Raw genomic sequence first — 23,430 nt, forward strand, 5'->3', positions numbered from 1 at the left:
TTTTCCTTTACGATAGCTACAGATCATAGGGGTCGGGTCCTGCGGGTCGGCGATCATCCGGTTACCCGACGGCCTGTCAACCGGCGGGCTCGGAGGGTTCGGCGGGCAGGTCGGGCTCTGCGCAGCCGTGCCGCTCGGCCGAGGCTTCGGCGAAGGTGCGCAGATCGGCGTGCTCGCTTCGGGTCAGCGGGGTGTCGGCGAAGCTGCGACCGCTGTCCTCGACGGGATGCACCGAGTACACGGCGTCGCCCAGGGCGCCGCCGCAGGCCGCCGAACCCCACACGGCGGTGGAGGTGGCACCGGTGGCCGCCCCCCAACCGCCGTATCTCTGCTCGCCGGCGTTGCGCACGTAGGGGCCGTAGGAGGACCGCAGCGCCAGCGAGCCTTCAAGCACGCAGGATTCGACCGGTGCGGTGCGCGCGGCCGTCTCCAGCACCCACAGGTGCGACGCCACGCCCTTGCAGGTGCCTTCGGCGCGGTGGGCCCGCAGGTGGGCAACGGTGGCGTCCGGGGAATCGATCTCGCCGATCCTGCCGCCGGGCTCGGCTTCGCAGCCGGTGGCCCGCGCCGCCCGCTCCGCGGTCGCGGTGGCGACACGGGCCGTATCGCGCAGCACGGAGGAGTAGCCCCCGGTTTCGACGTTGACCAGGATGCCGGAACCCTGCCGGCGATCCCAGTTCGGGCAGTCCAGCAGGACGGAGGCGCCGAGGCTGTCCCCCTCGTCTTCGCTGACCAGAAAGCCGGACCAGTCGGCGGGCAGCGGTACCGGAAGCGGCTCGTCAGGGCCGCTGGAGTCGCCGGTGACAATGGGTTCGCTACTGCCGCTCACCGTCTCGATCTGCACGCGGACGTAGTTGGCTGTGCAGGATGCCGGGAGTCCGTCCGGTTCCGCCACGCCCGGCGTGTGGTCGTAGGTGGTGCTGCTGAGTTCGAGGTCGTCGCCGCCGAATCCGCTCGCGGTCGTACCGGTCAGCGCCAGCACCTCGTCCACCGGCAGCATGCCGCTGCACGCCTCGGCCAGCCGGGCACCGGGCGACTGCTGCGCCACCCACACGTAGCCGCCGAAGCCGCCCGCGAGCAGCGCCGCCACGGTGGACGCCGCCAGGGCGCGTTTGCCCCACGTGTTGACATCGCTCCAGCTCATAGCCTTTCCCCTGCCATTGACCCCTGCACACCGGCGAAGCAGGCAGCGTAGTAGTACGTGTCACACGTCGTGCAGCCCCGGGGTCTTCGTATGGCCTGGAGAGACGGGCGGGGTGGCGGATGCGGCCGGAATTCGGCGGCTATAGCGGAAGTGCGTCCTTCACGGGTCCGTATCCCCGCCGCGGCCCGGTGCCGCAGCACGCCGGCTATCCGGCGGCCTCTTGACCGCCCGGCGGTGCCGCCGGGCCGTGCGCGGCGATCAGGGCCGCGGTCGCGCCCTCGGCCAGGCTGTCCAGGTAGTCGTCGGAGGCGGGCCTGCGGGTGACGGCGACGCGCCAGTACAGCGGGCCGAAGACCATGTCGAAGGCGAGTTCGGCGTCGGTGTCGGCGGGGAGGTCGCCGCGCTCGACCGCGTTCTTGACCATCACCGCGCTGAGGCCCTGCTGCGTCTCCCGCAGCGCGTTCTCCAGAGTTTCGGCTATGTCGGGGTTCCTAGCCGCTTCGGCCAAAAGGTCGGGTACGATCTGCGATGCCAGAGGGTGGCGCATCGCCTGGGCCCCCGCGTCGAGCAGTTCGCGTATGTCGCCGCTCAGCGTTCCGGTGTCAGGCACCGGCATCACCTTCACCGCGGCCGCCGAGACGACCTCGACGACCATTTGCAGCTTGGAGCTCCAGCGGCGGTAGATTGCCGTCTTGCCGACGCCCGCCCGCCTGGCCACGGCCTCGATGGACAGGCGCCCGTACCCGTGCTTCGCGAGTTCGGTGAAGACGGCCGCCTGGATCGCCACCGTGACATCCTTCTGCAGAACAGCGGCTCCCGCGGGTGCGCGTCGCCCTCGCCGGGGTTGGTTCTCTGCATCGGACACAAGGCCATCCTAACGCAGGACGAAACGGTTGCGTTCTGTCCTTTTTCGATCTACGCTGGCGGAGCGACGAAACGGTTGCGTTCTGACGTGATTTCGCAGGTGAAGCACTGGTCGGGAGCTGTCGCGGCGCCCCCACCCCTTAGTTTCTGAGAGCAACCCGAAGTGAGCAGAAGCGTGGCACAAGACGGAATCACCAGGGATCGGCCGGATCCCGAAGCAGCGCACCTGGCGGCCGAGCACGGGCTGTCGGTCAGCGGTGCGCGGCCGGGCCTGGTCGAGTACCTCCGCAGGTTGTGGCAGCACCGGTACTTCATCGGCGAGTTCGCAAGAGCGCGGTCGAGCGCCAAGTACACCCGAGCCCGGCTCGGCGGGCTCTGGTTCGTCCTGACTCCGCTGCTGAACGCGGCGGTGTACTACCTGATCTTCGGTCTCCTCCTCGGCACCAGCCGGGGCGTGGCGGACTTCGTCTCGTTCCTGGTGACCGGCGTGTTCGTGTTCACCTTCACCCGCAACACGATGACGAGCGGCGTGAAGTCCATCTCCGGCGAGCGCGGACTGATCCGGGCGCTGCACTTCCCCCGCGCGGTGCTGCCGCTCACGCAGGTGACCATCCAGCTCCGGCAGATCGCGATCTCCATGGTGGTGCTGATCGTGATCGTCGTGGCGCGGGGCAACTACCCCGACTGGGGTTGGCTGCTGGTCGTGCCCGTCCTGGCGCTGCAGCTGATGTTCAACACCGGCCTGGCGATGTGGGCGGCCCGGCTGGGCAGCAAGTCGACCGACGCCGCGCAGTGGCTGCCGTTCGTGCTGCGTGCCTGGATGTACGGGTCGGGCGTGCTGTACTTGGTGGAGGACCGGGCCGCGGACGCACCCCCGTGGGTACTGCACCTGCTGGACATGCAGCCGGCCGCCGTCTACATCGACCTCATGCGATTCGCGCTGATGAACACCGAGAACTTCGGCACCGAGTACCTGCCGGACCACGTCTGGCTGCTCGCCCTCGGCTGGGCGCTGCTCTCGCTGTTCGCGGGGTTCGTCTACTTCTACCGGGCTGAGGAGGAGTACGGCCGTGACTGACGTGTCCGAACAGGCCCAGCAGAGCGGGCAGGCCGAGGCGGAGCAGGAGCAGCCGCCCACGGTCATCGTGGACAACCTGCACATCGTCTACCGCCTGCGCGGCTCCGCGGCCGGCGGCAGGGGCAAGGGCGGCGGCAAGGGCAAGGCCGAGCTGCGCGCCCAGGCCGCAGCGGCCCGGCAGGAGCAGCCGCAGGAGCAGCGGCGGAACGGCCGCGGGCGCGCCTCCCGGGCGCTGCGCCGCCTGACGGGGCGCTCCGACGCTTCGGAGAAGAAGGGCGGCCGCACGGTGCACGCCATCAAGGGCGTGAGCTTCACCGCCTACCGGGGCGAGGCCATCGGCGTGATCGGCTCCAACGGCTCCGGCAAGTCCACGATCCTGCGCGCGATCGCCGGGCTGATGCCGGCCGAGGCCGGCCGCGTCTACACCGAGGGCCAGCCCTCGCTGCTGGGCGTCAACGCCGCCCTGATGAACGACCTCAGCGGCGAGCGCAACGTCATCCTCGGCTGCCTGGCGATGGGCATGACGCCGCAGGAGGCCTACGAGAAGCGCGAGGACATCATCAAGTTCTCCGGGATCAACGAGAAGGGCGACTTCAGCTCGCTGCCGATGCGCGCCTACTCCTCGGGCATGGCCGCCCGGCTGCGCTTCGCGATCGCCTCGGCCAAGAACCACGACGTGCTGATGATCGACGAGGCGCTGGCCACCGGCGACCGCAAGTTCCGCCGGCGCTCCGAGGCGCGCATCCGCGAGCTGCGCGGCGAGGCGGGCACGGTCTTCCTGGTCAGCCACAGCAACAAGTCCATCCGCGACACCTGCGACCGGGTGCTGTGGCTGGAGAGCGGCAGCCTGGTGATGGACGGCCCCACCGAAGAGGTGCTGGAGGCCTACGAGGAGTTCATGAACAGCTGAGGCGGTCCCGCCCGCACCGGAGCGGGCGGCGCCGCGCCGCGCCCGGCGCCCGGCGCCGGGACACGCGATCGGCCCGTGCGCCTTCGGAGCCCTCTGCGGGGGCTCCGCTCCGCGTTTCCGCCGCTCGGGCGCGTATGGGATCGTGGGCTCCATGCCACGCCCTTCGCCGACCAGGCAGGCGCCGCGCCGCGGGCGGCCCGGGTACGACCAGGAGACGGTCCTTCGCTGCGCCGTGGACCTGTTCAACCGCAGGGGCTACGACGGCACGAGCGTCGGCGACCTCGCCCGCGAGCTGGGGCTGACCAAGTCGGCCATCTACCACCACTTCCCGAGTAAGGCCGACCTGCTCAAAGGCGCGCTCAATGAGGCGCTGGACGCGCTCGCTGAGGTCATCGACACCGCCGTGGCCAGCGAGGACGGGGCACACGGAACCGCCGGCGACCGCCTGGTCTTCGCAGTGCGCCAGGCCGTGCACGTGCTGGTCGAGCACCTCCCGGCGGTGACGCTGCTGCTGCGCGTGCACGGCAACAGCGAGGTCGAGCTGGAGGCGCTGCGCCGGCGCCGGGAGATCGACGCGAAGCTGGCCGACCTGGTGCGCGCCGCCGCCGACGAGGGTTCGCTGCGCGCCGACATCCCGCCGGAGCTGACCAGCCGGCTGCTGTTCGGAATGGTCAACTCGCTGGTCGAGTGGTATCGGCCGGACGGCCGCTACGACGCCGCGGCGATCGCCGACGCCGTGACGCGCCTGGCCTTCGAGGGGCTGGCGCCGCGCGGGCGGTAGGCGGGGGCGGGAGCCGACCGCCTCGGTAGCTGGCGGTCCCGGGGACAAATCGGTAGCATAAATGCACGTGCAAACGCACGGTTGTTTGCGTGTGCGTAAGCATCCGCGAGACCGGGCCGGCATCAGATCGGCGGTCCGGCCTGCTGCCGGCCCTCGCGGACTCAGCGGAAAGGCGGTTTGACCATGTCCGAACCACAGCCGCAGAAGTCCGGCCCCTGCTCGTCCGGCCGGGAGGCGCCGGCGCCGCGCCGCACGCGTGTGCCGGCGGTGGCCCGCGGAGCCGCAGCGGCCGTCCTGGCCATCGCGCTCGCGGCGGTCCTGCTGCGCGCCGCCCGCTCCGCACCGCGCGGACGGCACCGGCGGCCGTAGTCGGCACCACCCCCGGTCTGAGCGGGCGGGGCCGGCCGCAGGGATGCCGCCGCGCAAAGGGTGGTCGTCCGGGTTCTTCGCCCAGCCGGATTCCATCATCCGATGATTATTCGCGAGGTCGCGGACCGCGGAAGGCGGTGCGGGTTCCAAGGTTGCGCGGATACCGAATCCGGGTACCGCGCAGAGGCGATCTTCCCCCTTCTCGAAACCGCGTTCCCCGTCCTTCATCCGTGCAGGCGGAAAGCGCCGATCGCCCGCCGCACACCGGATACCGGAACCGCGCGCCCACCCGGCGCATTCCGGTCCCCTCCTCCGGCGCGGCCGCGCGGTGGATATGGGCGCGGCCGTTTCCGGCCAGAAAGCACTTCCTTATCCGGCGGACCGGACGCGACCCCGTATATTTCGGCCCACAGCTTCGCTGCGGTGTCCGCAATCGGGCGGTGGTCGCGGACGGCGGACAGCGCGGCCGGCGGACCAGGAGGGCGGACCCATGGGGGGCGATCGCCGAAAGGGCGGCCAGACCCGGGAAGCCATGGTGTCCCTGCTCGGGCTGGTCTCCACGGCGATCCACGAGACCGTGGCCTTCGTCCTGCTCATCCTCGGCGGCGGGCTGCTGGAACTGGTCTCGGACCAGCCGATCGCGGGTCTGGAGGGACACGGGGCCCTCCTGGTGGGCGCGAGCGCGGCGGTGCTCCTCGTCTGGATGCTCTCCGGGCTGTGGGCCTGGGCGCTGAGCGGCGCATCCGCCGGGCCGCGGGAAACCCCGTCGTCGGCGGAGAGGGCCGCCACCGCGGGAGACCCCGACCCCCCGACCCCGCGGCGGTCCCCCGAGCAGGCCGATGCGCGGTCTCGGCACCTGCGGCGTGTCCGCCGCTACCTCGTCGCCCCGGCTCTGGCCCTCGCCGTGCTGGCGGCCGTCGTGGTCTGGCCCTCGGGCGAGTCCTGCGACCCGCCCGCCGAGCTCGTCGTCGCCACCACACCCGACGGAGAGCCCGCGGTGGAGGCCGCCGCCGCCGCGTTCGCCCAGGACCGGGCCGCGGGCGAAGGCGGAGCGCGCTGCCGCAGCGTGCGGACGACCGTCTACGCCGTGGCCGACGGCCAGAAGATGCGCGACGCCCTGCTGGGCGCATGGGACCCCGGACTCGGCCCGCTGCCGCACGTGTGGATACCCGGCTCCACCGCTGAGGCCCTGCTCGTGCGCGGTGCCCTCGATCGCCGGAGCGGGGAGCCGGCGGCCGCCTACCCGGACGGCCCCGGAACGGGCGCCACGGCGGGAGCGGCACCGGACGACGACGGCGGCCGGGGCGCAGACACCTCGGGACCCCCGGTTGCGCAGGTCACCGAGATCGAGGTGGGGGAGTGGACCCGCCTCACGCCGCTCGTCCTCGCGCTGCCCGGCGAGATGGCCGAGCGGCTCACCGGCGGCGACTCCGCGGCGGTCGAGATGGCCGACCCCTACGCCCGGTTACGCGAGGAGTTCGGCCGCGGCGGGGTCCGGGTGATCCGCACCGACCCGCGCGACTCCATCGCCTCCATGCTGCACACCGCGTTCCTCTACCACGGCCGCGGCGCCATCACCGGCAACGGCGCCGTGGCCGACGAGCGCAAGGCCGCCGAGGTCGAGGCGGAACTGGAGCTGGGCGCGGCGGCCGACAGCGAGCACGACCTCGTCTGCCAGGTGGCCCGCGACGCCGGCGACAGCGTCCCCACGGCCGCGCTGACCACCGAGGCCGCCGTCTACGAGACGTTCGTGACCGGCCGCTGGCGGACTGCCTGCCCCGGCGAGCCCGGTGCGAGCCGGAAGGTCGCCGCGCTCTACTCGCCCGAGCTTCCGGTCCTGGACCACCCGTTCGTGCGCATCTCCGGAGTGAGCGTCACCGGGGACGGCGGCCCGGCCCGGCCGGTCGCCGCGACCGCGGAGGTCGCCGGCGAGGTGGACCGGTTCGCGGCGTACCTCTCCGCGCTGCGCGACTCCCCGCCCACCGCGTTCTCGGCGTCCTTCAGCAACGACGCGGTCCGTGCGACGCCGACGGGCGTCTACGAGGGCTACCGCGACGACCAGGGCAACGGCCGGGTGGCCGCCCGGGTGGAGGACGCGCCCGAGACGATCCCCAACGAGCGCGGCGAACCGCAGGTCTGGAGCGACCGGGCCGCGGCCGTGGCCTCCCTGTACACCGAGGCCCAGGGCGGCTCGGTGCTGGTCGCTGTCGACACCTCCACATCGATGGACATCCCGCACCGCAAGTTCGCCACCGCCCGCGAGGAGGCGGCCGAGCTGGCCGGCGCGGCGGGCACCGAGGACGCGCTCGGGCTGTGGGCGTTTCCCGCGGGCGCGGGGCCCTCGGCCACCGGCGCCGCGGAGGCCGTCCCGCTGGAGCGGGGCGGCGGCGACCGGTTCGCCGAGGCGCTGGAAGGGCTCGCGCCGACCAAGGAGTCCACCCCGCTGCGCGACGTCGTCGCCGACGGCGCCGAGAGGCTGGCCGCGTGGTCGCAGGGCGCGGAGAGCGGGGACGCGGGCACCGGGGACGGCGGCGGGGAGCCCCCGGCGCCGATGCTCGTCGTGGTCACCGACGGTGTGGGCGAGCCCGAGGAGGGCGGGCTGGGCGCCAAGGCGCTGAAGCGGCGGCTGGAGGGGACGGACGTGCGGGTGCGCGTGCTGGCCGTGGGCGACGAGACCCGGCGCTGGGGCCGATCGGACCCCTGCGATGTGGGCGGCATCCCCGGGCTGACCGAGCACGAGCGCATCACGTGCGTGCCGGCCGACACAGACAAGCCGGGAGAGGCGGCCGTGGGCCTGCTGGACGAGGCGCGGAGGGGCTGATGGCCGAGGACCCCCGAGAGGGCGAGGACGTGCCCGGGGACCGTCCGGGCGGGCCGCCCGGAGCCTCCGGCCGTCGGCGCCCCGCCGTCCCGCTGCACTGGGTCTCCCTGGAGCGGCGCCGGGAGCGGGTCGCGGTAGCGACGGGGATCAGCGCGTGCCTGGCCGCAGCGGTCCTGGTCGCGGCCCTGCTCGCCGCCGCGGGACCGGATCCCGGCAGGGGGCCCGGCACCATCACCCTGGTCACCGGTGAGGACGTCACCGGCGGGGGCCTCTACCGGCACTTCGTCGACGAGTGGAATGCCGACCGCGGCGAGGGCGAGGTCCGCGCCGAGCTGATCGAGATCTCCGGCGGCGCCGATCTGGTCCGTTCGGAGCTGCTGCGCTGGACCCAGACCGAGGGCTTCTCCTACGACGTCCTCAACCTCGACAACCAGTGGACCGCCGAGTTCGCCCGCAACGGCTGGGTCGAGCCGGTGCCCGAGGAGACGGGGGCGCAGGGGGTGCTGGAGCCCTCGGTGGAGGCCGTCACCTACGAAGACGCCGTCTGGGCCCGGCCGTTCATCGCCGACGCGGGCCTGCTGTACTACCGTGCCGACCTGCTGGAGGAGGACGACCTGGTCGGCGGCTGGGCCGACACCCTGGAGCTGCTGCGTGAGACCGCGCGGGCCGAGGGCGTCGACTACGGCTACAGCGGCCAGTTCGGCCCCTACGAAGGACTGACCGTCAACATTCTGGAGATCAAGTACGACATGCGCGGCAGCGGCGGCGACACGGAGGCGCCGGTGCGGTTCGCCGCCGAGTCGGGGCGGGCCGCGGCGGACCTGATGGCCGCGTCTCTGGCCGACGGCACGGTGCACCCGGGGGTGCTCGCCGACGGCGCGACCGAGTACGACAGCTTCCGGCACTTCGTCGACGGCGAGGTGGTCGCCATGCGCAACTGGCCGGGGTGGTACGACCAGCTGGTGCGCGACCCCGCCGTCGAACCGGCGGCCGAAGGCGGCACCGGGCAGGAGCCGGCGGAGGCCGGCGACAGGGCGGGCGGGGAAGGCGGCGCCGACGCCATCGAGTTCGGTGTGGCGCCGCTGCCGAGCGAGAGCGTGCTCGGCGGGCAGAGCCTCGCGGTCAGCAGCGAGTCCGAGCACAAGAGCGCCGCGTGGGACCTCATCGAGTACCTCACCGCCCCCGACCAGCAGCGCCGCCTCCTCTACTGCGGCGGCTACCCGCCGGTGCTGGCCGAGGCCTACACCGGACCAGTCGAGGGCGCGTGCCCCGAGGCCCTGGCTCCGGAGGACGCCCCCGCCCGGCCCGCGGTCGAGAGCCGCCGCGGCGCCGAGTACTCGCAATTGCTGCTCGACGAGGTCGGCAACGCCCACAGCCGCCCCACCACCCCGTACTACGCCCGCTACAGCAGCGTCCTCTACAGCGAGCTGAACCGGCTGCTGCGCGAATCGGAGGGCGAGCTCGCCGACAGCGATCTGGAGTCCCTGGACGGCCGCCTCGATGCGGCGCTGGACGGGCGGTGACGGAGCGGTGCGGCGTTGCGGCGCCGCGCCGGCGCCTCCGGTCACATGCGGGCGTCGCCGCCGTCGGCCCGCCGGGGCGGGGCGAACGGGTTGCCGGCCTCGTAGGTCCGGCCGGGGCGTCGCCTTCGGCGGGGGAGCGGCGGCGCAGCGCGGTCCGGCCACATCAGCCGGAAGTAGGCGCCGCGCCCCAGGCAGCGCGGCCCCCAGGCGTCGGCGAAGGCGGCGACGAGCGCGAGGCCGCGCCCGGACTCCTCGTCGGGCGAGGCCGTGCGCTGCCGGGGTACGCGGGCGCCGAGCGGTCCGTCGTCCTCGACCTCCACGCGCAGGGCGCCGACGGCCAGCGACAGCCGCACGTTGTAGCCGCCGCCGTCGCCGCTGCGGGTGTGGCGCAGGGCGTTGGTCGCCAGCTCGGAGAGCAGGAGGACGGCGGTGGCGCGCGTGTTACCGGGGACGGGGCGGTCGCCGGCGGTGCGGCGGTGCAGCAGGTCGTCGAGCCAGTTCCGGGCGTCGGCGACGTTCTCGGGCCTGCCGGGGAAGGAGGCGCTGTAGACGTCCATGGTCAGCGCACCTCCGCGTTCGGCGTGCGAAGCGCGGCCAGGCGCAGCACATAGGGGCGAATTCGGGCGGACCGCCGTCGGCGGATAATCTTGGGCATGAAGTCCTCACCTGGTTTGCTCAGGTCGTGGGCTGAGGCCCTGTCCGGTGTGTGCAGCACCGGGCAGGGCCGTTTTACGCACGCACTGCCGATTGGGGTGTGCAGTAGAACACTTGCAGCACTTCGACGGCGCTTCCAGGCGATCTACTCTCTAGGAGAGATCTGTCGAAACGCGTGGACGAGAGTTCAGCCAGTGTGCTGAACTGTTCACTATGGTTCAGAAAATTGATCCGCTCTGGCTCCGCTTCGGAAGGCAGCTTCGCTGGATGAGGGAGCAGGCCGGGGTATCGCAAGATCAGCTCGCAAAGGCGCTGAATGTTTCGCCCTCGATGCTGAGTGCGATGGAACGCGGAACCAGAGGCACCAAATCGGAATATCTGGATCAGATCGAACAGGTTCTCAACACAGGTGGCCAGGTCCGCCAGCTATGGGAGCGTGTGACTGGAAGTAACGCGTTCCCTGAGTGGTTTCGGGACATCGAGCAGCTTCAGCGCAGAGCGTCTGAAATAAGGGAGTACCACCCTCTGCTGGTTCCTGGACTGCTGCAGTCGGAAGAGTACGCTCGCGCGATCATCCGGCTCGGATATCCGACGAGCAGTACTTCGGAGATCGACGAACAGGTGAAGGCTCGGATTGGCAGGCAGGCGATCCTTGCGTCAGATCGTCCTCCACTCCTCCTGGTCGTGCTGGATGAAATGGTGCTCCGCCGTCCCTTCGGAGGGAGTGCCACGATGACCTGCCAGTTGGACCACTTGCTGGGACTGTCTGACCAGCCGCACGTCGTTGTGCAGGTAGTCCCGTTTGCCACGGAGCAGCACCCGGGGTTGGATGGCGCCTTCACGTTGATGACGCTTCCCGGTCAGTCCGAGATCTTGTACCTGGAGACTCGCATATCGGGCACACCGGTGGACGAAACCGATGGAGTTCAGGAGTACTCGCGAGTCTTCGGTGAACTCAGAGGCGCGGCCCTTCCCCCGAAGGCATCGCGCGAGCTTATAGGGAAGATCCGAGGAGAGTTTCTGTGAGAGCGATCGACGGGACGTGGCGCAAGTCCAGCTACAGCAACTCCAAGGGCGGCAACTGCGTCGAGATGGCCACGGCCTGGCGCAAGTCCAGCTACAGCAACGACACCGGCGGCGAATGCGTGGAGATGGCCGTTCCTTGGCGCAAGTCGAGCCGCAGTGGAGCGACCAACGAGTGTGTGGAAGTGCGTCCGGGAACCCCAGAGGTGAAGGTCCGCGACACCCAGCACCGCGACCACGGCCACCTCGCCTTCCCCGCCGCCGAGTGGTCCGCGTTCCTCAAGGACCTCAAGGACCGCCGACTCTGACCGCCCTCCGATCCCCCCGCTCAACGCCCCTCGCGCCCGGCCGGACCCTCCGGCCGGTCCGCCGGGCGGCGAATTTTAACGTGCTAAGGTTAAATCCACCGACCCCCACGGCGGTTATCCTCGCCACGGTGCGGGGCCCCACCGCCCGCAGCCGGTCGGAAAGTAGAGGCAGGGTGCCGGACTCGAAGAGCACAGGCGGGGCCGCGGAGCCCAAGCGGCGGCCGACCATGGGCGACGTCGCGGCTCGCGTCGGCGTGTCCCGGCAGCTGGTGTCGCTGGTCATGCGCGACGCGGTCGGGCCCAGCGACGAGACCCGCCGCCGCGTGCGCGAGGCCGCCGAGGAGCTGGGCTATCGCCCGCACACCGCGGCGCAGCTGCTGCGTCGCACCCGCAGCCGCCAGATCGGCGTCCTGTTCGACATGGACCAGCCGCACAACGTCGAGCTGGTCGAGGGCCTCTACGCCTGCGCCCAAGACGTCGGCTACGGCATCGCGCTCAGCGCCGACGTGCCGTGCCGCGACGAGCGGCAGGCGATCGAGGAGCTGCTCGGCCTGCGCAGCGAGGCCCTCATCCTCACCGGCCTGTCCTCCGGCCCCTCGCCCGAGCTGGCCCGGGTGGCCGAGCAGGTGCCCGTGGTCGAGATGAGCCGCAGCGCCTCGGTGCCGGGGGCCGACCTCGTGCGCACCTCCGAGGCGCCGGGCATGAGCAGGGCCATCGGCTACCTCGCCGACCTGGGCCACCGCGACATCGTGCACGTCGACGGCGGCGCCGCGCGCGAGGCCGAGGAGCGCCGCAGCGGCTACCGCGACGCCATGCGCCGGCACGGGCTCGCCGACCGCGCGCGCGAGCTGCCCGGCGCGTTCACCGAGGAGTCCGGTGCCCGCGCCGCACGCGAGCTGCTCGCCCGCGACACGCTTCCCACCGCGGTGGTCACCGCCAACGACCGCTGCGCCCGCGGTCTGCTGGATGTCTTCGTGCGCGCCGGTGTGCGGGTGCCGGAGGATGTGTCGGTGATCGGCTACGACGACAGCCGGCTGGCCCATCTGTCGTTTCTCGACCTGACGTCGGTGCGCCAGGACTCCGCCCAGCTCGCCGAGCTCGCTGTGCAGGCGGTGACCGAACGCCTCGACGAAGGGCGTACGAGTGCCAAGGAGTTCGTGATCACCCCGACCCTCACCGTCCGCGGAACCACGGGCCCGGCGCGGACGGCGGAGTAGCGCCGCCTGGATCGGGCCCCTTGAGCCCGCGCCCGGCAGGCGGGGCCGCGCCGTCCGGTCCCGTCTGCCCGGTCCCGTCCGCGGAGCCGCGGACCGCGCAGACACCCGGCCGGAGACGCGGCGGGGCGCGCCCCGCAAGGAGTGCGGCCTTCCGCCGGGAGCCGACTCGGTGCGCCGGCTCCCGGCGGACCGGCTCCGCCTCCGGGTGAGCCGACCGGCTCCGCCGCTCCCGCAGCGGAGCCCGTCAGCGGACCCGCTGGCCGTACACCCGCTGGACCGCCATCGACATCAGAACCCTGCGGTCGGCGACCATGACCGACCGGTACTCGTCCCAGTCCGGGTGCTCCCCGGCCGCCCGGCGGTAGTAGTCCACCAGAGCGTCGACTTCAGGTCCGGCGGGGTCGGTCCCCGGGCCGGTGAGCTGTACTGGCCCCTCGGCGGTGGCCCACGCCCAGCCGTCCGGCGCGGTGACCTCCAGCGCGGCGCGCGGGTCGCGGCGCAGGTTGGCCGTCTTGGCGCGGCCCTCGGTCAGCGACACGAGGACGGCGCCGGCGTTCCGGTCGTAGAAGGGCGTGACGGGCGAGAGCTGCGGAAGGCCGTCCGCCTTGATCGTCGCGAGGACTCCGAGCCGGCTTTCGGCCAGCAGGTCGTGCGGGTCGAACGTCGTTTGCGTCATATTCGGGCAAGCGCTTCCGGATCCGGCCTATTCCCTGCAGGCCGACGGCGCGCGCCCGGCGCTTTCGTCCTGCGTGATCATCCTGCGCGGCCGCGTGGGGGCCGCGGCGTTCCGGCGCGCCGATGGGAAGCGCGTCTCACGCCCCCGTGACCGACCTCATCGCCGCCGGCGGCAATCTCAGGGCCGCAGGTGTTGGCACGTGCTAGGTCGTCGTGGTTGTCTAGAAGTGCGCACTTCGGGAGGCTCCGCCGGGCGCAGAGCCGCAGCGGCGAACGGACCTCCGCCTTGCCCCGGGGCCGCCCTTCCCGCGTGCACCCGACGACCCCGCTCCAGCACGCCCGCACGCCGCGCAGCCGGCGGCGGGCTCCGGAACCGCGCGAATCCCATCGCAAGCGAAAGGCCTGGCCCACCCATGCGTCTCGCCCTGCTCGCCATGGCCATCGGAGCCTTCGGCATCGGTACGACCGAGTTCGTCATCATGGGGCTGCTGCCCGAGGTCTCCGCGGATCTGGGCGTATCGGTCGCCGCGGCCGGCAACCTCATCGCCGGCTACGCCATCGGTGTCGTCGTCGGCGCGCCCCTGCTCACCGTCCTCAGCACACGCCTGCCGCGCCGGACCGCCCTCCTGCTGTTCATGGGCCTCTTCGCGGTCGGCAACCTGCTCACGGCCGTGGCGCCCCAGTTCGAATCCGTCCTCGGGTTCCGCGTGCTGACCGGGCTGCCGCACGGCGCCTACTTCGGCGCCGCGGCCGTCGTGGCGGCGCAGCTCGCCGAGCCCGGGCGGCGGGCGCGCAACGTCGCCCGCGTGTTCCTCGGCCTGACCGTCGCCAACATCGTCGGTGTGCCCGTGGGCACCTGGCTCGGCCAGGAGCTGGGCTGGCGCGCGACGTTCGGCGTCGTCGCCGCCATCGGGGCCGTCGCCGTGGCGGGCATCGCGCTCTTCGTGCCCAAGCTGCCCAAGCCGGCGGGCGTGCGCCTGCGCCACGAGCTGTCCGAGCTCGCCGGCCGACAGGTCGTCCTCGGCCTGCTGACGATCGTGCTCGGCTGCTCCGGTGTCTTCGCGGTCTATACCTACATCGCGCCGACGATGAAGGAGCTGGCCGGCTACTCCGAAGCCGGCGTGACCGGCATTCTGGCCCTCTTCGGGGTCGGCATGACGCTGGGCTCGCTCCTCGGCGGCCGCATGGCCGACCGCGCCCTGCGCCCGTCGGTGTACGCCTCGCTGGCCCTGCTGGCGCTGGTGCTGCTGCTGTTCTCCTTCGCCGCGCACAACCCCTGGACCGCGGCGGTCGGGGTCGTGGCGCTCGGCGTGGCCACCTTCGCGGCCTGCACCGTCATCCAGGTGTTCCTGATGACCAAGGCCGAGCGGGCGCCCAGCCTCACGTCGGCCTCCAACCAGGCGGCGTTCAACATGGCCAACGCCCTCGGCGCGTGGATCGGCGCCGGGGTCATCGGCGCGGGCCTCGGTTACGCCGCGCCCGCCCTGGCCGGCGCCGCGATGGCCTTCGTCGGACTGGGGCTGGCCCTCGCCGCCGGTTACCTCGACCGCCCCCGCCCGCCGCACGCGTCCGCTCCGCAGGCGCCCGCGCGGGAAGCGGAGCTGGTCTCCGCCGGGACCGGCCCCACCCACTGACCCGCCCGCCGACCGCCCCCAGCCGCGCCCGCGCCGGGGCCGGGGGCGGCGGTCGGGGGGATGATCCGCTCCGGCGGCACGTCGCGCGCCTGAAGAAGCGCTCCGGGGGCCGGAAGCGCGCTGAGTCGGAGGCCGGGCCGGGGCCGCGCGTGTTCACGTACAGGTTGCCGTCCGGGTGGTGGGAGCGAACCCGAAGCGCCCCGTGAAGGTCCGGCGCCGTCTGACCGACTCCGCGGGCTCCGTCGATCATCGACACGCCTCCGGCCCCGCCGCCCGGAGGGTCCCGGTCCCGGCTCCGTCTGCGAAGGCCGGTTCCAAGGCGTCATGCCACGTGATCACCGGGCTGCGACTCACGAATCCGGTGAGCGCAAGGGGCGTCGGCGGGGTGCGGAGCCGGTGGTCAGGGGGCGCGGGCGTCTCGCCGGTGTCGCCTTTCGGGGGCCACCGCCCTCAACTCGGGGTGAGCGGCTCAGGGGTTCCTGGCCGGTGCCGGGCACGCGGAAAGGTGTCGCCTTGCAGGTTCCCCAATCCCCGATACGGCAACGGGCTACCGATGCGCGTGCCGACCGAATGCGGCGGGGGTGATCGCCAGAGGCTGTCGGCTCTGCGGCCGTCCCCGGTCCTGCCGGGCGGGGGCGGCGGCCGAAGGCTCAGCCGAGGAGGGCCCCGGCCGCGGCCCGTGCTTCACGGGCGGACGCGGCGTCGCCGGTGACGCCGGCGGTGACGATGGCCCCTTCGGCGAGGAGGTACACCGGCTCGACGGCCGTGCTCCCGGCGGCTTCGACCAAGGCCGCGATCTGGTCGTGGAAGGCCCGCTTGTGCGAGCGGACCTCGTCGAGGACCGCCGGGGAGGAAGGGCCGAGCTCGCCGTGCGCGTTGACCCAGGCGCAGCCGCGGAAGCCCGGCTGCTCGAACCACAGGCCGAGCCAGTCGAAGACCGCCAGAACCCGGGCGCGCGGGTCGTCGAACCGCTCCACGTGCTCGGCCATGCTCTGCCGCCACCGCCGGTCGCGCCGCCGGAGCATCGCGACCACCAGGTCCTCCTTCGTGGCGAACAGGGAGTAGATCCGCTTCAGCGGCAGCCCGGCGGACGAACGGATCTCGTCCATCCCGACCGCCCGGACGCCCCGCTCGTAGAAGAGCGACTCCGCGGCGTCCAGCAGGACCTCGCGGTCGCGACGGCGTTGGTCCGCGCTGATCGGGGCCGGCATTACACACTCCTTGACGTCGAGAACAACCGTTCTCTAGCGTAGCCACCTGTCGAGAATGCTCGTTCTCTATTGTGGGAGGCCGCCGTGCCCGAGTCCCGCCCGCCGTACCCGCCGTTCGACGCAGAGGCCGCGCTGCAGAAGGTCCAGGCCGCAGAGGATGCGTGGAACACCCGCGACCCCGAGCGCGTGGCCCTGGCCTACACACCGGACTCGGTCTGGCGCAACCGCGACCGCTTCCTCACCGGGCGCGCGGAGATCGCGACGTTCCTGACCGCCAAGTGGGAGCGGGAGCTGGACTACGCCCTGCGCAAGAGCCTGTGGAGCTTCGACGGCAACCGCATCGCGGTCCGTTTCCAGTACGAGTGCCACGACGCCGCGGGGCAGTGGTGGCGCAGCTACGGAAACGAGATGTGGGAGTTCGACGACAACGGCCTGATGCGGCGCCGGGAGGCGAGCATCAACGACGTCGCGATCGACGAGGCCGACCGGAGGATCTTCGGGCCCCGGCCCAAATACGAGCACGACCTCGACCTCGAACTGCGCCTTCAGTGAGGGCACCCGGCCCGCATGCAGCCTCCGCCTTCAGGGCGGGGCGCTTCGGCTCGTGCCGACCGGCCGCCGATCGCGGAAGCGCGGTCGGCGGTCGCTCACCTGCTCGCCCCTCCGCGGCGGCCGGCCGCTCCGGCGGCTGGGGTTCCTCGCGTCCCGGATGCGGCGGACCCGCCGCACGACGCCGGCGTGGTGGGAGCTGCGGGGCTCTGCCGCTCCGGTCGGGACCGAGGCCGCCGGGGACGTGACCGCGGGGCCGCCGCGGCCCTCCTGGCCGCCGTCCAGTGGCGCGGCCGGGGGCCTGTTCGCCGGTGCGTGGCTCGGACTGGTGTTCGGCGCCGCGTTCGACCTCGCCTACGCCGGTCTGCACCGGGCGCGGTCCTCGTGCACGCCCTCCACGCCGCTCCGCCTGTGGCTCGCCGCGGGCGGCCGCGTCCCGCTGCGGCCGGCCGAGTTCCGCGTCGATGCCCGCAGGTGGGAGGTGCTGCGGCAGCTCGGCGCCCACCACCGGATCCGCCACGCGGCGCTGAAGCGCCATTCGCCGTCGCGCGAGCCGCTGCGTTGGCCCGCAGGCATGCCCGCGGCAGGGAAGACGCCCGCTGGTCTCCGCGGGCTTGCGCGCGGTTCCCGGCGGGTTCGGACGGTTAGTCGCCGGGGTGAGGAGGTGGCGACATGGCCGACGGTGCGCTTGATCCCGGGGAGGCGCAGGAGGGGCTGGAGCGGACACTGGCCGATCTGCGGCTGATGGCCGACGTCAGTGCGGCGCTGGTGAGCAGCCTGGACGCCGGCGACGTGCTGGGGCGCCTCGCCCGGCTGGCGGTGCCCGCGCTGGCCGACTGGTGCGCGGCCTACCTCGTCGCCGACGGTGTGAGCCGGGTGGCCGTGGTCCACCGCGATCCCGACGTCGAGCCGCCGTCCGGCGCCGAGGGGCCGATGCCCAGCCCGGACCCGCTCTCGGAGAATCCGGTCGAGCGGGTGCTGGCGGGCGACGGGCCGCTGCTGGCCGACCAGGGCTCCGCGCCGACCAGCGACCTCGCCCGCGCCCACCGCGAACTCACCGACGCCCTGGGCCTGCACACCGAGGTCCTCGTCCCCTTGCAGGCCCGCCGACGCGTGCTCGGCGCCCTCAGCCTCGTACGCTCCGCCCCCGACCGCCCGTTCACCGACGACGATCTCCATTTGGTCGGGGACATCGCCCACCACGCCGCGCTGGCCCTGGACAACGCGCGGCTGTACGCGGCCCAGCGCGACGCGGCGCAGCGGCTGCAGCGGGCGCTGCTGCCCGAACTGCCCTCCCTGGGCCGACTCCAGTTAGCCGCGCGCTACGCCCCCGCGCAGGAGGGCGCGGAGGTGGGCGGCGACTGGTACGACGCGTTCGTGCTGACCGACGGCGCGCCCACTCTGACCGTGGGCGACGTCAGCGGCCACGACCTCACCGCCGCGGTGCAGATGTCGCGGCTGCAGAGCATGCTGCGCACCCTGGCCTGGGAGCACCGCGAGCCGCCCAGCGCGATCATGCGCCGCCTTGACGGCCTGCTGCAGTATTACTCGGAGCACACGGCCACCGCCGTCTACGGCCGCCTCGAAGGCGCGGACGGCGGCCCGCTGGTCTTCCGCTGGACCAACGCCGGCCACTACCCGCCGCTGCTGATCGCCGGGGACGGCACGACGCGGTTCCTGGACGAGGACGGTGACGTGCTGCTGGGCACGGGCGCCGACCCGGAGCGCCGCGACATCGTCACGGAGCTGCCCCGCGGTTCCACGCTGCTCATCTACACCGACGGCCTGGTGGAGCGCCGCGGCGAGGACGTCGACCGCGGCATGGTCCGCCTGCGCCAGCAGGCCGCCCAGGCCGCCGGCGAGCCGCCCGGCGCGCTGTGCGACGGCCTCCTGGAGCACACGCCCGAACCCGCGGAGGACGACGTCGTCCTCCTGGCCGTGCGAGTACCGTGAGAGCCCGCCCGTGCGGCGGAGCGGCGTCGGCACAGCGGCGGCGTGCGCTCCGGCGCTGCGCGCGGTCGTGCCCCGTTGCCGCGGCCTTTGCGGCGGTGGGCCGGGGGGTTGGCGGACGGCTCCCGGCGGGTTCCGCGAGTCGCGGCGCGTGCTCACGGAATGTCGTACCCGCCTGCCACGCTCGTGTCGATCGTCCGGCCGCACCAACGCGGACCGGCGCGCGGTCGGGCCTGCCGGCGGGGGACGGAACCGCCGGCGGGTGCCCCGCCGTGCGACCGCTTCCCCCGCTCGCCCGGTGGTCCGCGCTACCGGCGGTCTGGTCGCCGGCCTACTGCTTGGCGTCCTTGTCGCGGCGCACGATCGTCTTTCGGCCCTTGATGGTGGTGTTCTTCAGGGCCGAGATGACGTCGTCGGCGGCGTCGGAGGGCACCTCGACCAGCGAGAACCGCTCGGCGATCTCGATGTGGCCGATGTCGCGGCCGCGCAGCTCGGACTCGCCGGTGATCGCACCCACGAGGTCCTGCGGGCGCACCTTCGCGCCGCGGCCGGCCCCGATGAACAGGCGCGTCATCCCGCCGGCGGGCCCGCGGGCGCCCCGCTGGCCCTCGCGCTCGCCGCGCCGTCCGCCTTCGCGGCGGGCGCCCCGGCCCTTGTCCTTCTGCTCCGGCTTGATGCTGACCTCGGGGATCTCCTCCTCGTTGTCCACCGCGCCGCCGGTGGACTCGTGGGCGAGCTTGACCGCCGCCAGAGCCACCTCCATCACGTCGAACTCGTCGGCCAGCGTCTCGACCACCACGCGGAAGTGCTCGCGGTCGTCCTCGGCGTCGTCGTCGAGCAGCGACTCGCGCAGCGCCCCGCTGGTCAGCTCCAGGCGGCGGGCCCGGATGTCGGCGACGGTGGGGATCTTCTCCACCGTGATCGTGTAGTCGGTGGCCCGTCGGATGCTCTTGAGCATGCGGTGCTCGCGCGGCTCCACCAGAGTGATGGCCACGCCTTCGCGGCCCGCCCGGCCCACGCGGCCGATGCGGTGCACGTAGGAGTCGGGCGCCGAGGGCACGTTGTAGTTGACCACGTGCGACAGGTGCTCGATGTCCAGCCCGCGCGCGGCCACGTCGGTGGCCACGACCAGGTCGGTGGTGCCGGCGCGCAGCCGCCCCAGGGTGCGGTCCCGCTGCTCCTGGCTCATTCCGCCGTGCAGCGCCTCCGAGCGGTGCCCGCGCCCGTTGAGCACCTCGGTGAGCTGGTCGACCTCCTCGCGGGTGCGGCAGAAGACGATCGCCGCGGTGGGCGACTCCACGTCCAGCAGCCGACCGATGGCGGCGGGCTTGTGCGCCCGCGGCACCACGTAGGCGCTCTGGCGCACCAGCGGCGCCTCGCCGACCTCGCGGGTCTCGCGGGCGATCTGGATGCGCACCGGGTCGGTGAGGTTCCCGCTGGCCATCTGCTCGATGCGCGGCGGCATGGTCGCCGAGAACAGCACGGTCTGGCAGTCCTTGGGGATCTCCTCCATGATCGCCTCGATGTCCTCGGCGAAGCCCATGTCGAACATCTCGTCGGCCTCGTCGAGCACCGTCATGACCAACTCGCCCAGGTCGAGCGTGCCCCGCCCCAGGTGGTCCAGCGCCCGACCGGGGGTGGCCACCACGACGTCGACCCCGCGCTCCAGCCCGCGGATCTGGCGGCCGATGGGCTGCCCGCCGTAGACGGGCAGCACGCGCACGCCCATGTCGCGGCCGTAGCGGTGCACCGCCTCGCAGACCTGCACGGCCAGCTCCCGGGTGGGCACGAGCACCAGCGCCATGGGGGCCGCGCCCTCGCGCCCCTCCGGCCGCTCGGCCATGCGCTGCAGGATCGGCAGCGCGAAGGCGGCGGTCTTGCCGGTGCCGGTGGCGGCCTGGCCGAGCAGGTCGCGCCCCTCGACCAGGTGCGGGATGGCCTCGCGCTGGATGGGGGTGGGCTCCTCGTAGCCGAGCCGCACGAGCGCGCCGAGGAGCTCCTCCCGCAGCGGGAGGTCGGCGAAGCCGGGAACGGCGTCGGCGTCAGTGGTGGACATGGTCGGACTCCTCGTGCGGGCTACGGCGTGTACTGGTCGGTGTCGGCGGCAGACGCCGCCAGGGAATGTTCCCACTTCCCGGGCGCTTCGCGGACCCCGGGCGGGCGCATAGCGGCCGTGCGATCGCCCTCATCGTGCCGCTTCCCGCGTCGGCGGCCCGCTACGCCTGGGACTCCTGCGCCCCGAGCGGCTCCGGCCGGGCGCCGGCGGGCAGCGCGGCCCGGCGGCAGTAGCGCAGGAACTCCTCGGCGCGGCGGTTCAGCGTCACCGCGCGCGGCCAGGCCAGCAGGACCGCCTCGGCGCGCACGGGCTCGGCGATCTCCTTGATGACCACCCGGAACCCCTCGTAGGTGCGGTCGTTGGAGGGGCGCTGTACCAGGATGCTGAAGCCCATACCGCGCCCCACCAGCGCGCGGGCGACCTCGTAGCTGGTGGGGCGGTAGCGCACGCGCGGCACCAGGCCGAAGGCGTGGCACAGCCCCAGCGCGTGGTGCGAGCTGGGCGCGGCGTCGAGCAGCACCATGGGCTCCTCGGCCAGTTCGTGCAGCGACACGGACTCCCGGTCGGCCAGCGGGTGATCGGCCGGAAGCAGGATGTGCGGACGCATGGTGAACAGCTCGGCGCGCGCCATCTCCGGCAGCACGTCCATGTCGTAGATGACCGCCAGGTCCAGTTCGCCGCTGAGCAGCCGCCGCTGGAGCACGTCCTGGGTGGCCTCGGCGAAGTCCACGGTCAGACCGGGGTGCAGGGCGGAGAACCCCTGGAGCAGCGGCGGCAGCACCGTGGGCGCCAGCGTGACGTAGCAGCCCAGCGACAGCACCCCGGCCAGCGCACCCTCGCCCGCGCCCGCCTCGCCCTCCAGGTCCTCGGCCTGGCGCAGCAGTCGGCGTGCGCGGTGCAGCACCTGGGTGCCGGTGGGGGTGAGCGTGACGCCGTGGGCCTTGCGCCGCACGCACAGCTGCACCTTGAGCGCGCGCTCCAGGTCGTTGAGCGCCAGCGACACCGCCGGCTGGGAGATGTGCAGGCGCTGGGCCGCCTCGCTGATCGTCCCGGCTTCGGCGATCGTCACGAAGTAGGCGAGCTGGCGCAGGGAGAACCGCGGAGCACCACTCATAAGTTCCACTGATGCCACTCCCAAGTTTCCGATGCTTTACCAATGCAGTGATCGGGATCACCCTAGAGGGAGTGCGGTGACCCGAAGCACACCGGCTGGCCCGAGTGCGGCCGGAGGCGACGATCGGGCACCGCGGCAACCGGCAAGACCGACCGTCGACCCGCTACGCCGGCTCGCCCGCACCGGGTGGACCGACGAGCTCTGCGAGGTGCCGCCCATGCCCCCCGCCCCGTCCGCGCCCGCGGCCGCGAGCACGGCCCCCGTCCGCCCCTTCAAGGTGGCCGCCGCCAGCTTCATCGGTACCGCGGTGGAGTGGTACGACTACTTCATCTACGGCAGCGCCGCCGCGATCGTGTTCGGGCCGCTGTTCTTCCCCGAGTTCTCCTCGGTGGCCGGAACCCTGGCCGCCTTCGCCACGTTCTCCGTCGGCTTCCTGGCCCGCCCGCTGGGCGGAGTCGTCATGGGCCACTTCGGCGACCGGCTCGGCCGCAAGTCCATGCTGGTCACCTCCTTGATCATGATGGGCGCGGCCACGTTCGCCGTCGGGCTCCTGCCGACCTACCAGACCATCGGCGTGTGGGCGCCCGTGCTGCTGGTGGCGCTGCGCTTCGTCCAGGGCCTGGGCGTGGGCGGCGAGTGGGGCGGCGCCGTGCTGATGGCGGTCGAGCACGCCCCGCCCAAGCGGCGCGGCTTCTACGGCAGCTTCCCGCAGATGGGCGTGCCCGGCGGGCTGATCCTGGCCAACCTCGTGTTCCTGTCGACGTCGGCGGTCGTCAGCGACGACGCCTTCCTCGCGTGGGGTTGGCGCGTGCCGTTCCTGCTCAGCGCCGTGCTTGTCGCCGTAGGCCTGTTCATCCGCTTCCGCATCACCGAAAGCCCCGACTTCGTCGAGGTCAGCCGCAGCGGCGAGCGCGAGCGCATGCCCGTCGCGTCGGTGCTGCGGCACAACCCCAAAGAGGTGCTGCTGGCAGCGGGCGCGTTCATCGGCAACAACACGGTCGGCTACATCTTCATGGCCTACGCGCTGTCCTACACCACCACCGTGCTGGGCCTGGACCGCAGCCTGATGCTGGGCCTGACTCTGGCGGGCGCGCTGGTCTGGCTGGCTGCCATCCCCTGGGCGTCGGCCATGAGCGACAGGTACGGCCGGCGCCGGGTGCTGCTCGCGGGATCGGTGGGCCTGGCCGCCTGGGTACTCGTGTTCTTCGCGCTCATCGACACCGCGAGCACCGGGCTCATCCTCGTCGCGATGGTCGGCACCGCGTTCTTCCTCGGCGCCACCTACGGGCCGCTGGCCGCCCTGTTCTCCGAACTGTTCAGCGCCCGGGTGCGTTACAGCGGCGCGTCGCTGGGCTACCAGATCGGCTCGATCCTGGGCGGCGGCCTTGCGCCCACCGCCGCCACCGCGCTGTACGCGGCGTGGCACTCGTCCTGGCCGGTCACGGGCTACCTGTTCGCGGTGTGCCTGCTGAGCCTGGCCTGTCTGGCGGCGCTGACGCGCCCGGCGCGCCGCTGAGCCGGAGGCGCCCCGATCGGCTCCAATCGAACC

General features: G+C 72.9%; 20 protein-coding genes. 13 read left to right on the forward strand and 7 right to left on the reverse strand.

Annotation, left to right across the window (positions count from 1 at the left end; genetic code table 11):
- Positions 1–76: 76 nt before the first annotated feature.
- The gene (locus tag ABEA15_RS00315) at positions 77–1,144 is read right to left on the reverse strand and encodes a hypothetical protein (RefSeq protein ID WP_344140297.1); all 1,068 of its coding nucleotides are present in this window, start codon (positions 1,142–1,144) and stop codon (positions 77–79) included.
- 205 nt (positions 1,145–1,349) lie between these two features.
- Positions 1,350–1,931 (reverse strand): TetR/AcrR family transcriptional regulator, encoded by a 582-nt coding sequence (locus ABEA15_RS00320; protein WP_345554934.1) that lies wholly within the window; start codon positions 1,929–1,931, stop codon positions 1,350–1,352.
- A 252-nt stretch (positions 1,932–2,183) separates the two neighbouring features.
- Here ABEA15_RS00320 and ABEA15_RS00325 point away from each other — a divergent pair, with 252 nt between their 5' ends.
- The 6 genes from ABEA15_RS00325 (at position 2,184) to ABEA15_RS00350 (ending at position 9,490) form a co-directional block, all read left to right on the forward strand.
- Positions 2,184–3,086: an ABC transporter permease gene (locus ABEA15_RS00325; RefSeq protein WP_344140293.1), complete on the forward strand. Its 903-nt coding sequence runs from the start codon at positions 2,184–2,186 to the stop codon at positions 3,084–3,086.
- A 1-nt stretch (position 3,087) separates the two neighbouring features.
- Positions 3,088–3,996, forward strand: coding sequence for an ABC transporter ATP-binding protein (locus ABEA15_RS00330; protein ID WP_344140762.1), 909 nt, complete (start codon positions 3,088–3,090; stop codon positions 3,994–3,996).
- A 151-nt stretch (positions 3,997–4,147) separates the two neighbouring features.
- Positions 4,148–4,777 carry a TetR/AcrR family transcriptional regulator gene (locus ABEA15_RS00335; RefSeq protein WP_344140291.1) on the forward strand — a complete coding sequence of 210 codons (630 nt, stop codon included), beginning with the start codon at positions 4,148–4,150 and terminating at the stop codon, positions 4,775–4,777.
- Between the two features lie 183 nt (positions 4,778–4,960).
- On the forward strand, positions 4,961–5,146 hold the full coding sequence (locus ABEA15_RS00340) for a hypothetical protein (RefSeq protein WP_345554935.1): 186 nt from the start codon (positions 4,961–4,963) through the stop codon (positions 5,144–5,146).
- A gap of 490 nt (positions 5,147–5,636) precedes the next feature.
- Positions 5,637–7,967 carry a hypothetical protein gene (locus ABEA15_RS00345; RefSeq protein ID WP_345554936.1) on the forward strand — a complete coding sequence of 777 codons (2,331 nt, stop codon included), beginning with the start codon at positions 5,637–5,639 and terminating at the stop codon, positions 7,965–7,967.
- Positions 7,967–9,490: an extracellular solute-binding protein gene (locus ABEA15_RS00350; protein ID WP_345554937.1), complete on the forward strand. Its 1,524-nt coding sequence runs from the start codon at positions 7,967–7,969 to the stop codon at positions 9,488–9,490. Before ABEA15_RS00345 ends, ABEA15_RS00350 begins: the two co-directional genes overlap by 1 nt.
- A gap of 41 nt (positions 9,491–9,531) precedes the next feature.
- Here ABEA15_RS00350 and ABEA15_RS00355 read toward each other — a convergent pair whose 3' ends face one another.
- Positions 9,532–10,047: an ATP-binding protein gene (locus ABEA15_RS00355; protein WP_345554938.1), complete on the reverse strand. Its 516-nt coding sequence runs from the start codon at positions 10,045–10,047 to the stop codon at positions 9,532–9,534.
- 310 nt (positions 10,048–10,357) lie between these two features.
- Between ABEA15_RS00355 and ABEA15_RS00360 the strand changes: the two genes are divergently transcribed.
- The 3 genes from ABEA15_RS00360 to ABEA15_RS00370 all read left to right on the forward strand — a co-directional run bounded on the left by ABEA15_RS00360 (position 10,358) and on the right by ABEA15_RS00370 (position 12,692).
- Positions 10,358–11,170: a helix-turn-helix domain-containing protein gene (locus ABEA15_RS00360; RefSeq protein ID WP_345554939.1), complete on the forward strand. Its 813-nt coding sequence runs from the start codon at positions 10,358–10,360 to the stop codon at positions 11,168–11,170.
- A complete protein-coding gene (locus ABEA15_RS00365) occupies positions 11,167–11,475 on the forward strand; it encodes a DUF397 domain-containing protein (protein WP_344140279.1) in 309 nt (102 codons plus the stop codon). The genes ABEA15_RS00360 and ABEA15_RS00365 overlap by 4 nt, the downstream gene beginning before the upstream one ends.
- Positions 11,476–11,702: 227 nt before the next feature.
- Positions 11,703–12,692, forward strand: a complete 990-nt coding sequence (locus ABEA15_RS00370; protein ID WP_344140760.1) for a LacI family DNA-binding transcriptional regulator — start codon at positions 11,703–11,705, stop codon at positions 12,690–12,692.
- Positions 12,693–12,936: 244 nt separating this feature from the next.
- Here ABEA15_RS00370 and ABEA15_RS00375 read toward each other — a convergent pair whose 3' ends face one another.
- Positions 12,937–13,368, reverse strand: coding sequence for a PPOX class F420-dependent oxidoreductase (locus ABEA15_RS00375; protein WP_344140277.1), 432 nt, complete (start codon positions 13,366–13,368; stop codon positions 12,937–12,939).
- Positions 13,369–13,780: 412 nt separating this feature from the next.
- Between ABEA15_RS00375 and ABEA15_RS00380 the strand changes: the two genes are divergently transcribed.
- Positions 13,781–15,001, forward strand: a complete 1,221-nt coding sequence (locus ABEA15_RS00380) for an MFS transporter (protein WP_345554940.1) — start codon at positions 13,781–13,783, stop codon at positions 14,999–15,001.
- Positions 15,002–15,651: 650 nt separating this feature from the next.
- Here the strand turns inward: ABEA15_RS00380 and ABEA15_RS00385 are convergent.
- Entirely contained in the window at positions 15,652–16,212 is a 561-nt protein-coding gene (locus ABEA15_RS00385) for a TetR/AcrR family transcriptional regulator (protein ID WP_345554941.1), read from the reverse strand.
- Positions 16,213–16,296: 84 nt separating this feature from the next.
- Here ABEA15_RS00385 and ABEA15_RS00390 point away from each other — a divergent pair, with 84 nt between their 5' ends.
- Complete coding sequence (locus ABEA15_RS00390; RefSeq protein ID WP_345554942.1) at positions 16,297–16,764, forward strand: nuclear transport factor 2 family protein; 468 nt, start codon at positions 16,297–16,299, stop codon at positions 16,762–16,764.
- Between the two features lie 669 nt (positions 16,765–17,433).
- Entirely contained in the window at positions 17,434–18,714 is a 1,281-nt protein-coding gene (locus ABEA15_RS00395) for a PP2C family protein-serine/threonine phosphatase (RefSeq protein WP_345554943.1), read from the forward strand.
- Between the two features lie 328 nt (positions 18,715–19,042).
- On the opposite strand, the gene ABEA15_RS00400 is transcribed toward ABEA15_RS00395, so the two are convergent.
- Positions 19,043–20,767 carry a DEAD/DEAH box helicase gene (locus tag ABEA15_RS00400; protein WP_345554944.1) on the reverse strand — a complete coding sequence of 575 codons (1,725 nt, stop codon included), beginning with the start codon at positions 20,765–20,767 and terminating at the stop codon, positions 19,043–19,045.
- Positions 20,768–20,927: 160 nt separating this feature from the next.
- Positions 20,928–21,881 carry a LysR family transcriptional regulator gene (locus ABEA15_RS00405; RefSeq protein WP_345554946.1) on the reverse strand — a complete coding sequence of 318 codons (954 nt, stop codon included), beginning with the start codon at positions 21,879–21,881 and terminating at the stop codon, positions 20,928–20,930.
- A gap of 217 nt (positions 21,882–22,098) precedes the next feature.
- Here ABEA15_RS00405 and ABEA15_RS00410 point away from each other — a divergent pair, with 217 nt between their 5' ends.
- Positions 22,099–23,397: an MFS transporter gene (locus ABEA15_RS00410; protein WP_344140265.1), complete on the forward strand. Its 1,299-nt coding sequence runs from the start codon at positions 22,099–22,101 to the stop codon at positions 23,395–23,397.
- Positions 23,398–23,430 lie beyond the last annotated feature (33 nt).

It is taken from the genome of Streptomonospora halophila, assembly GCF_039542725.1.
Taxonomy (GTDB): domain Bacteria; phylum Actinomycetota; class Actinomycetes; order Streptosporangiales; family Streptosporangiaceae; genus Streptomonospora; species Streptomonospora halophila.